Annotated in this window: 10 protein-coding genes; 3 read left to right on the plus strand and 7 right to left on the minus strand. The window is 70.9% G+C overall.

Annotated features, from left to right (window positions below):
- Nucleotides 1-181: 181 nt before the first annotated feature.
- From AXW62_RS14335 to AXW62_RS14345, 3 genes are all read left to right on the plus strand, one after another.
- Nucleotides 182-388: a gas vesicle protein gene (locus AXW62_RS14335; protein WP_060944872.1), complete on the plus strand. Its 207-nt coding sequence runs from the start codon at nt 182-184 to the stop codon at nt 386-388.
- Nucleotides 378-686, plus strand: coding sequence for a gas vesicle protein K (locus AXW62_RS14340; RefSeq protein WP_060944873.1), 309 nt, complete (start codon nt 378-380; stop codon nt 684-686). The genes AXW62_RS14335 and AXW62_RS14340 overlap by 11 nt, the downstream gene beginning before the upstream one ends.
- Before the next feature lie 263 nt (nt 687-949).
- Nucleotides 950-2,041, plus strand: a complete 1,092-nt coding sequence (locus tag AXW62_RS14345) for a helix-turn-helix domain-containing protein (protein WP_060944874.1) — start codon at nt 950-952, stop codon at nt 2,039-2,041.
- A 4-nt stretch (nt 2,042-2,045) separates the two neighbouring features.
- Here AXW62_RS14345 and AXW62_RS14350 read toward each other — a convergent pair whose 3' ends face one another.
- From AXW62_RS14350 to AXW62_RS14380, 7 genes are all read right to left on the minus strand, one after another.
- A complete protein-coding gene (locus AXW62_RS14350) occupies nt 2,046-3,947 on the minus strand; it encodes a CocE/NonD family hydrolase (RefSeq protein WP_252368605.1) in 1,902 nt (633 codons plus the stop codon).
- 8 nt (nt 3,948-3,955) lie between these two features.
- Entirely contained in the window at nt 3,956-4,900 is a 945-nt protein-coding gene (locus AXW62_RS14355; RefSeq protein WP_060944875.1) for a transporter substrate-binding domain-containing protein, read from the minus strand.
- 53 nt (nt 4,901-4,953) lie between these two features.
- The gene (locus AXW62_RS14360) at nt 4,954-6,207 is read right to left on the minus strand and encodes a dipeptidase (RefSeq protein WP_060944876.1); all 1,254 of its coding nucleotides are present in this window, start codon (nt 6,205-6,207) and stop codon (nt 4,954-4,956) included.
- Between the two features lie 91 nt (nt 6,208-6,298).
- Entirely contained in the window at nt 6,299-7,102 is an 804-nt protein-coding gene (locus AXW62_RS14365) for an amino acid ABC transporter ATP-binding protein (protein ID WP_370595147.1), read from the minus strand.
- Nucleotides 7,099-8,007: an amino acid ABC transporter permease gene (locus AXW62_RS14370; RefSeq protein ID WP_060944877.1), complete on the minus strand. Its 909-nt coding sequence runs from the start codon at nt 8,005-8,007 to the stop codon at nt 7,099-7,101. The genes AXW62_RS14365 and AXW62_RS14370 overlap by 4 nt, the downstream gene beginning before the upstream one ends.
- Nucleotides 8,008-8,185: 178 nt before the next feature.
- A complete protein-coding gene (locus tag AXW62_RS14375; RefSeq protein ID WP_060944878.1) occupies nt 8,186-8,674 on the minus strand; it encodes a GNAT family N-acetyltransferase in 489 nt (162 codons plus the stop codon).
- The gene (locus AXW62_RS14380) at nt 8,674-9,807 is read right to left on the minus strand and encodes an LLM class flavin-dependent oxidoreductase (protein WP_030829148.1); all 1,134 of its coding nucleotides are present in this window, start codon (nt 9,805-9,807) and stop codon (nt 8,674-8,676) included. Before AXW62_RS14380 ends, AXW62_RS14375 begins: the two co-directional genes overlap by 1 nt.
- Nucleotides 9,808-10,088 lie beyond the last annotated feature (281 nt).

Here is a 10,088-nt window from a genome sequence, read left to right on the forward strand (position 1 = left end):
TCGTGGTCGACCGACCGAACGACGACGGAGGTACGTACCGTACCCGGACCGGTCGACCGTCTCGTGGCGGGACGCCGACCCCCCCCGCCGTCACCCTGGAGCTCAGCGGCCCGTGGCCGCCGTACTCCTTCACCGCTCCGCCGAAGCCGGCGGGTGAGCCCCGGCCGCAGGAGACGCCGTCGTGACCCGTGCGATCGAGCGGCGCGAGGTGGCCCTGGTCGATCTGCTGGACCGGGTGCTCGCCGGGGGCGTGGTGATCGCCGGGGAGATCACCCTCACCATCGCCGACATCGACCTGGTGCGGATCTCCCTGCGCGCCCTGATCGCCTCCGTACGGGCCGAGGACGAAGGGCGGGACGAAGCGGAGGGGGAGCGCCGTGACGGCTGACCGTGCCCCCCGGCCCGGCCGCCGGATCGAGGTGGACGAGGAGTCGGTCCGCAAGAGCCTGGCCGGTCTGGTGCTGACCATCGTCGAGCTGCTGCGGCAGCTCATGGAGCGGCAGGCGCTGCGCCGCGTCGACCAGGGCGGCATCAGCGATGAGCAGATCGAGAAGCTCGGGCTGACGCTGATGGCCCTGGAGCGGAACATGGAAGAGCTGCGCGAGCACTTCGGGCTGACCGAGGACGACCTGAACCTCGACCTGGGTCCGCTGGGTCCCCTGCTGCCCCGTGACCGGCCCCCGTGACCGGCCCGCCCCCGTGACCGGCTGTTCCCGCCTGTGACCGGCCCCCGTGACCGGCCGTTCCCGACCGGCCCCCGTGACCGGCTCCGGCGACCGGCTCCGGTGACCGGTCGTTGCCGACCGGCTCCCATGACCGGCTTAACCGGCTTACCGGGCCTTCCCGACCGGCTCCCGGGCGGCCCCGGCGAGCCTGTGACCAGGGGGTTGGAACGCGGTTCCCGGAGACTCCCCGGCCGGGTCCGGAACCCGCCGAGTAACCTGCGGGTGTGGGGATCACGCTCAACCTCCAGTGCGCACGAGCGGCCGACGTGCACGTCGGCCGCTCGCCGTTGGCCGAGCTCATGTCGGTGCTGCACATCATGGCCGAGCCCGACCACCACCCCGAGGCCCAGCGCTGGACCCACCGGCTGGGGACGGCGATCGCGCCCTCCCTCGCCCATGAGATGAGCGCCCTGTCCCCGCTGTGGGCCCGCCTCCGCTGCCGGCTGCTGTTCCCGCTGGAACTCCCGCTGGACCAGCCCTTCGAGGACGAGCTGCGCCAGCTGGAGCGGCTGCCGCTCGAGGAGTTCGTGGAGCTGTGCTCGCAGGGAGTGCTCGGCTTCCGCGAGGCCGTGCCCCCGGCCCGCAGTCTGCTCACCGACCCGGAGGCCGCCGGCCGCTATGTGGCCCAGTGCGAGCGGCGGTCCTTCCGGCGCGGGGAGCTGGCCCATGACCTGGTGGCCTCGCCCGAGGGGCTGCGCGGCCGGCTCCTGGACTTCCTGGACACCTGCGCCGGGGCGTTCTTCGCCGCCGAGTGGCGCACGGTCCGCGACCGGCTGGAGTCGGCCGCCGCCCAGGTCCGCGGCGATGTGCGGCGGCGCGGTCTGGCCGAGGTGCTGGCCGGGCTCAGCCCCACCGCGGTGGTCTCCCGGGGCGGTTCACGGGTGCGCTACGACAAGCTGGCCGTCGCCGAGATCGAGATCGGCCCGCGCCCGCTGTTCCTGATCCCCTCCGTCCACGTCTGGCCGCATCTGACCGTCAAGGACGAGGAGTCCCACCCCGTGGTGCTCCAGTTCGCGGCCCAGGAGGGCGGGGCGGCCGATCAGCTCACCCAGGCGGAGCTGCGGGCCCGGATGTCCGCGCTGGCGTCCCTGGGCCGGATGGAGCTGTGCCGCCATCTGCTGGGCGAGCCCATCACCACCTCCGAGCTGGCCCAGCGGCTGGGGCTCGCCGACAGCCAGGTCTCCCGCACCCTGCGCCAGCTGCGGGACGCGGGGCTCATCGAGTCCGAGCGCGAGGGCAAGTACGTCTACCACCGGCTGGCCACCAGCACCCTGCTCCGGCTGGGGCAGGACGTGCTGGCGACCATCATGCGCTGACGGCTCAGCCCGGCTGGGTCCACAGCAGCACCGCCGAGGGGTGCCCGGCGTCCATGTGGACGCGGTTGGTCGCGACCACCTTGCGGCGGCTGACCGCTTCCGGCACCCCGGTGTTGGAGTTGACGTCGAACCGGGGGAAGTCGCTCGAGGAGATGTCCACCCGCAGCCGGTGCCCGGCCTCGAAGCGGTTGGCCGTGTCCGGCACCGGGATCTCGATCTCGTACACCTCGCCCGGCTCCAGCGGCTCCGGGCGCTCGAACGACGTGTGGAAGCGGCAGCGGAAGATGCCCTCGGTGAGGTTCATGGCGAAACCGTGCGGATAGTCCTCGTTGGGCGGATACTCGTCGATCAGCTTCACCGTGAAGTCGGTGTCCGGCGCGGACGAGGAGATGAACAGCCGTGCCGTGACCGGCCCGGCCACCACCAGCGGCTCCGGAAGCGGCGGGGTGACCAGACAGACCACGTCGGGCCGGGAGTTCAGCGGCAGATACGGCGGGCGTGCGCCGTAGAACCGCTCGTCCGGCACCTGGTCGAAGGCGCCGCCGACCATCACCGGCTCGCCCGAGGTGACCTGGCCGCCCAGGGTGGGCACCGGGTCGCTGGGGTCGAAGTCGTACTCCACCCAGGCCCGTGTCGCCGTCGGCCGCTCCCGGCTCAGCTCGCCCGAGGTGTGGCAGTAGAACGCGGTCTCCCGGGTCCCGGCCGGGGGCCACTGGGTGTCGGTGTGCCACCGGCCGCCGTGGCGCATCCGCCCGGCCTCGTCCCGCCGGCCGTCGCCGCCGCCCATCAGGAAGTACTGGACCCGCGGGATCACTTCCGGATCGCCGCCGCCCAGCACCGCGTCGAACCAGCGCTGCCGGAAGGACAGGTACGAGGTGTCCACGTTGTCGCTGAAGGTCGCGGCGGGGCCGAAGTCCACATCGCCGGCGAAGGTGACACAGCGCAGCCCGTGGGTCCACGGCCCCATCACCAGATACGCCGGGGACCGCTTGAGGCGGCCCATGGCGGTGAAGTTCTCGATGGTGGAGCGGACATAGGGGTCGTACCAGCTCGACATGTGCAGGGTCGGCACGTCCGGGAAGCGGTCGTAGTGGCCGCGTCCGTAGATGGCCGGCTGGCGCCAGTACGCCCCGAAGGCGTCATGCCGCCACTGGTCGAGCAGATAGCGCTCGTAATCGCCGACCTGACGCAGCGGCGAGACGCCCGTCCGCCACGGCAGCACGGTGAACCAGTCGCGCAGGTCCGTCCCCGCGAACGCCTTGCGCACCAGCGGGTCCCGCTGCGCCTCCGGGCTCTCCTCACCGTGCCGGAAGGCCCAGGTGACCTGCTTCAGCTCGAAGGCGCCGCCCATCCGCATCCCGGCCTCGTAGGCGCTGGCGAAGCCGCCGGAGTCCAGGAACATCGCGGCCAGCCCGGCGGGGGACTCGGCCGCCGCCGCCGTCTGGGCGTGCGCCGAGTAGGACACGCCCATCATGGCGACCCGGCCGTCGCACCAGGGCTGGGCGGCGATCCACTCGATGGTGTCCGCGCCGTCCGGCCCCTCGCCCAGGTACTTCACGAAGGTGCCCTGTGAATCGCCGCGGCCCCGGCAGTCCTGCCGCACCACGTGGTACCCCGCGCGGACGAAGAACGCCGAGGTCTCCTCCGGTGTCGGCACCGGTTCGTCGTGGCGGCTGCGGTCCGAGCCGCGCATCGCGCGGCGGCCGTAGGGGGTGCGCTCCAGGATGACCGGGCGGGGGCCCGGCCGCTCCTGCGCGCTGTACAGGTCGGCGGCCAGGACGGTCCCGTCCCGGGTGGGGACGCGGAGGGTGCGTCGCCACACCCGCTCGTCCAGCAGCCGGGCGGGCTCCTCCCGGGCCGCCCGCTCTCTTTCGCCGGCCGGTTCGGTCTGACTGGTTCGTGCCATGGAAGAACTCACTGGGTCTGGGATTGCTTGGAGCCGTTCAGGGCGATCTGGTCCCGGGTGACCGTGGACAGCGGCAGCCCCCACTGGCCGAAGAGCTTGGCGTAGGTGCCGGAGTCGTACATCTTCCGCAGCCCCTTGACGATCACGGGGGCGAGACCGGAGCCCTTCTTGGCCTGGATGCCGTAGACGGCCCTCGCGGCGGGCAGGTCGAGCATGTCCTTGAGCTCCAGCGTCTCGAAGCGGTCGCTGGAGTTCTGGCTCACCGAGGTGTTGGAGGCGCTGGGCGCGGCCACCGCGTCGATCCGCTTGCTCTGCAGCGCCAGCGAGGCGGCGGGCAGATCGGTGTAGAGCTTGGCGTCCACCGGCGGCTTGCCCTTCGCGGCGCACCGCTTGTTCTGCGCCGCGAGCACGTTCTGCGTTCCGGCGCCCTTCTCCACGCCGACCTGGTGCCCGCAGAGCTCCAGACCGTTCTTGGGGTGGAAGGAGCCGTCCTTGGTCACCATCAGCGTCACACTGCTCTGCGCGAAGTCGGCGAAATCCACCTGCTGCTGACGCTCGGTGAAGTCCCCGGAGGGGGCGCTGAGGTCGATCCGGCCGGACTTCAGCCCGGGTATGACCGCGTCGAAGCTGGTCCGCTCCACCTTGATCTTCACATCGAGCAGCGAGGAGAGCTGCGCGGACAGATCCGGGATCAGCCCGGTGATCTTCCCGTCGGAGCCGAAGGTGACATACGGCGCGTACTCGCTGACGCCCATGATGAGCGTCTTCCCGGCGTACGCCTTCGGCACCTCCGCGGCCAGCGCGCTGTCCTTGGGCTCGGGGGCCAGGGTGGCCGCCGAGCGGTTCTTCTCGGCCTTGCCGTCGCCGGGGGTGTCGTCCACCGAACAGGCGGACAGCGTCAGCGTCAGCGAGGCCAGCAGGACGCCCGCGGCGGCGTGGGGACGGTTGCGCATGGCTTGCTCCATTCCGGAAGGTGGGGGCAGCGGAAGCGGAAGGGCGGGACCGGTCAGCGGCCCCACACGGTCTCGGCGACGCGCCGTACGTTGCCCCCGGCCACCTTGGCCACGTCCTCCTCGGAGTAACCGCGGTCGAACAGCCACCGGATCATGTTGCCGACCGCCTCCGCGGGGTTCTCACAGCCGCGTACGTAGTCGACCTCTTCATGTGGCGGCAGCTCCGGGGTCTTCCCGTCGTGCGCGTCGTCCTTGCCGAAGAGCGGGGCGAACGTCCGGTGCCAGGCCGTGTGATCGCCGAAGTTGGTGTCCGGGCCGAAGGCCACGTGGTCGATGCCGACCAGGTCGATACAGCGCTCGAGGTGTTCCATCACCGAGTCGAGGCTGTGCCGGGGGTGCCGGGCGGTGATGGTCGTGTGCGGCGCCGCCTCGATACCGATGAACCCCCCGGACCCGGCGCAGGCCCGGATCACATCGTCCGGTTTCATCCGCGGGGTCGGCCACAGCGCCCGGGACCCGGCATGGGTGATCACCACGGGGGCGGTGGAGCGGCGCACCGCGTCCAGGGCGGTGGCGTCCCCGCTGTGCGAGACGTCGACGATGATCCCGAGGTCGTTCATCCGGCGCAGCGCGCGGCGGCCGAGCAGGGTCAGCCCGGTGTCACCGGTGTCGGCGAGCCCCGAACCCAGCTGATTGCTCTCGCTGTAGACCAGGCCGAGCAGCCGCACGCCGAGCCCGTGGAGCAGATCGAGCCGGTCGATGTCGTTGCCGATGGGGGAGGCGGACTCCAGGGTCAGCACCACCCCCACCTGATGGCCGGCCCGTGCCCGGTCGGCGTCCGCCAGCGTGCGGACGGGCGCCACCAGCCGCTGATGGGCGAAGTCGGCCTGACGCATGGCCAGATCGCTGACGGCGTCGTCCCAGTCCCAGGGGGCATGGGAGCGGATCATGCTCACCGCGGCCGGGCCGCCGTCGAAGAACAGGTCCACCCCCGAGTGCGCGATGCCCTGGTACGGGATCGACTCCCGTCCCTGGCGGCGGTACTCGGCGAAGTCGGCCGGGTCCGCGGGGCGCAGCGAGAGGTGGTCATGGGCGGAGACGACCGGATGGCGCGCCTCGAAGTCGCGCGCACGGACCTCGACGTCCTCGCTCCACTCCAGCGCGGACCCGGGGACCCGGCCCAGCGCGGGGGCCAGTTCGAAGGCGCGGAAGTCCCGCCCGGCCTCCAGGTACTGGTACGAGCGGTAGCCGTCCCACAGCTTCAGGCGCTGGGCGGTCTTGGCGGGCAAGGGAAGTTCTCTGCTCATCCTGCGTTTCTCCCGTTCGCTTCTCCGCTCGCGCGGCGCGGCGGCGCGGGCGTCGTGGCCGGGCGCGGTCCGGCGGCCGTGCGGGCGGCGCTCATGAGACGACCTTGGACAGGAACATGCGGGTGCGGTCATGGGCGGGAGCGCGCAACAGCCGGTCCGGGGCGCCCTCCTCGACGATCCGGCCGTCGTCCATGAAGACGATCCGGTCCGCGACATCGGCGGCGAAGCGCATCTCATGGGTGACGACGACCAGCGTCATGCCGTCGCGGGCCAGGTCCTTGATGACGCTGAGCACCTCCTGCACCATCTCGGGGTCGAGGGCGGAGGTCGGTTCGTCGAAGAGCATCACCTTGGGGCGCATCGCCAGGGCGCGGGCGATGGCCACCCGCTGCTGCTGGCCGCCCGAGAGCTTCTCCGGATAGCTGTCGAGCTTGTGCGCCAGACCCACCCGCGCCATCAGCTCCTGGGCCCGCGCGTCGGCCTCGGCCGGGGAGAGTCCGAGCACCCGGCGCGGGGCCTCCACGATGTTCTCGCGGGCGGTGAGGTGCGGGAACAGATTGAAGCTCTGGAACACCATGCCCATCGCCGAACGCTGGGCGGCCAGTTCCCGGGGGCCGAGCTGGTGCAGGGTGCGGCCGCGCACCCGGTAGCCGATGACGCTGCCGTCGACCACCACTACGCCCTCGTCCGGCACTTCGAGGTGGTTGACGCAGCGCAGCAGCGTGCTCTTGCCGGATCCGGAGGGACCGATCAGACAGATCGTCTCACCCCGGTGGATATCCAGGGAAATGCCGTGCAGTACCTCGGTGCCCCGGAACGACTTGCGGATCCCGCGCAGGGAGACGATGACCTGCGATTCTTTTTCCGATGCCACGGTCGTGGATGCCATGGTCATACCGAGTGCTCGATCCTCTTCGCTTTCCCGGCCCGGTCGGCCGAAATCAGGGTGTGTCGTCCCAGACGTCGCTCCAGGCGCTGCTGCAGAAGTGTGATGACGCCAGTGATGATCATGTACCAAATGGCGGCCACGATCAACAGTGGAACGGTCTGGAAGTTCTTGGCGTAAATCAGCTGGACCGAGTAGAGCAGGTCGGCCAGGGTGATCACGCTGACCAGGGAGGTGGCCTTGAGGAGAGATATCAGCTCATTTCCCATCGGCGGGACGATCACCCGCAGCGCCTGGGGGAGGGTGATGCGGAAGAAGATCTGAGCCGGTGTCAACCCCAGCGCGGATGCCGCCTGCCGCTGTCCGTCGGGTACGGCGAGCAGCCCGGAGCGGATCAACTCGGCGATGTAAGCGGTCTCATGGAGCGTCAGGCCGATGATCGCGGCGGTCAGCGGGCCGATGACGGTGTTCGAGTCGAAGGTGATGAACCGCGGTCCCCACGGAATGCCGAGGGACAGCGTGGGAAAAAGAGCGGCGAGGTTGTACCAGAAGAGCAGTTGCACCAGCATGGGAATGCTGCGGAAAACCCAGATGAAAGCGGCGGCGGCGGTGGACATCAGCCGGGATTCGCCCATGCGCATCAGGGCGACCACGGTGCCGAAGACCAGGGAGAGCGCCATGGTGGCGGCGGTCATTCCGATGCTCACCCCGATGCCCTTCAGCACCCGGATCTCGAAGAAGTATTTCGCGACGGTGTTCCACTCGAAACGGGGATTGGTGAATATCGTGGTCACCGCCATCGCGGCCAATACCAGCACGATCGCATTGGCCACCAGGAGTCCCGGACGTCGTCGCTTGACGTGTTTGAGTTCGGTCGGCCCGGGGAGTACGTCGGCGTTCAGGACTTTGGTCATGGTATGCCTTCGGGCGGTCGTGGACGCGGCAGAATTACCGCATCCTAAAACCGGGCTCGCGAACATCCACGAACACTTGACGCAGAACCGTCAACCGTAAACCGGGAATGCGTCCGCCCGCCCGGAAGCGGCCGGGCGGGCGGAGGAACGGCTGTCGGGCGGACCGGGTCCGCCGCGCCTACAGGGCCTTTTCGAAGGGGAGCGGACCGATGGTCTCCGGGTCGGCCGACATATCGAACAGCGGGGTGTAGCCGGTCGCCAGATACAGCCCGCGCGCCTCCGGCTGGCGGGGCCCGGTGGTGAGGTAGATCCGGCGGTAGCCGCGCTCGGCGGCCGACCGCTCCAGCTCCGCCACCACCCGGCGGGCCAGCCCGCGCCGCCGGTGGCCCGAGTGCGTCCAGATCCGCTTGAGTTCCGCCGTCCGCCCGTCGTACCGCCGGTACGCGCCCCCGGCGACCGGCTCGCCGCCCTCCAGCAGCAGGAGCAGCTCCCCGTGCGGCGGGGCGAACTCCGCGGCCGGATAGCGGTTCAGCTCCGTGTCGGCCGACCTGCCGTAGCGGGTGGAGTACTCGTGCGCCAGCTCGCGCAGCAGCGGCTCGACCCGGGGATCGTCCACCGTCACCCGGACCACCGTCAGCCGGGGCGGGGGCCCGGCCACGGAGGTCATCAGCGCACCGCCGCGAGGGTCTGCGGGCCCCGGGCCGCGCGCTCGGCGTCGCGCTTGGCGACCTCCTCGCGGACGATCGGGATCACGTACCGGCCGAAGTCGATCGCGTCGTCCAGCAGGTCGTAGCCGCGTGCGGAGAGGATGTCCACGCCCAGGTCGTAGTAGTCCAGCAGCGCCTGCGCCACCGTCTCCGGCGTGCCCACCAGGGCGTTGGAGTTGCCCGCGCCACCGGTGGCGGCGGCGGTCGGGGTCCACAGCGCCCGGTCGTAGCGCTCGCCCGCCTCGGCGATGGAGAGCAGCCGTTGTGACCCCGTGTTCTCGGGAGCACCCCTGCGGTGGTGGCGCACGGTCGTCGCCTCGCCCCGCTCCTTGCGGGCCCGGATGGCGTCCACCGTGCGGTGCGCCTTCTCCCAGGCCAGTTCCTCGGTCGGGGCGATGATCGGCCGGAACGCCACCTGGATCCTGGGCACGTCGGTCCGCCCGGCCGCGGCGGCCGCCGCCTTCACCGCCGCGATCTGCTCGGCGGTCCGCTCCAGCGGTTCGCCCCACAGGCAGTAGATGTCGGCCTCGGCCCCGCCGGCCGCGTAGGCGGCGGGGGAGGAGCCGCCGAACGAGACGTCCGGGCGCGGTTGCTGGACCGGGAAGACATCGCTGACGAAGTCGTGGAAGCGGTAGTGCTCGCCCTCGTGGTCGAAGGGCTCCCGGGTGGTCCAGATCTTCTTGACGATCCGGATGTACTCACGGGTGCGCGCGTAGCGCTCGTCCTTGGTGAGGGTGTCGCCCTCGCGCCGCTGCTCATGGTCGTTGCCGCCGGTGATGAAGTGCACCGTGAGCCGGCCGTCGCTGATCCGGTCGAGGGTCGCGAACGTCTTGGCGGCGTACGTCGGATAGGACACGTTGGGCCGGTGGGCCAGCAGGATCTGGAGCCGGTCCAGCCGGCTCGCGATGTAGGCGGCGGCGGGCGCGGGATCGGGTGAGCCGGAGCCGTAGGCGAACAGCACCCGGTCCCAGCCGTGGTCCTCATGGGCCCGGGCGAGCCGCAGGGTGTACTCCTTGTCGAAGGCCGCGCCGGAGCGCGGACCGGTCTCCGAGCCGTCGTTGGTGGCGGCGATGCCGAGGAACTCCACGGGCATGGGCTGACCTTTCGGAAAAGGGGAAAGGGAGAAACGCCCCGGACGCGGAACGCGGCGTGGTACCGGGGTGATGGCGCGTCAGGCGCGGGGCTCAGGCGACGGGGCCTGCGATCGGAAGGGGGAGGAGGCCGGTGGGACGGCCCGCTGCCGGGTCAGCCGGAACAGGAAGCGGACCACACCCGACCGAAGTCGATGTGGTCGCGTGTGACCAGGGGCAGCTCAGTCCTCACTCGCGCTATTCAGCACCCCACCGGTCCGTTCCGTCAACAGCTGTCCACATG

The sequence above is a fragment of the Streptomyces hygroscopicus subsp. hygroscopicus genome, assembly GCF_001553455.1.
GTDB lineage: Bacteria > Actinomycetota > Actinomycetes > Streptomycetales > Streptomycetaceae > Streptomyces > Streptomyces hygroscopicus.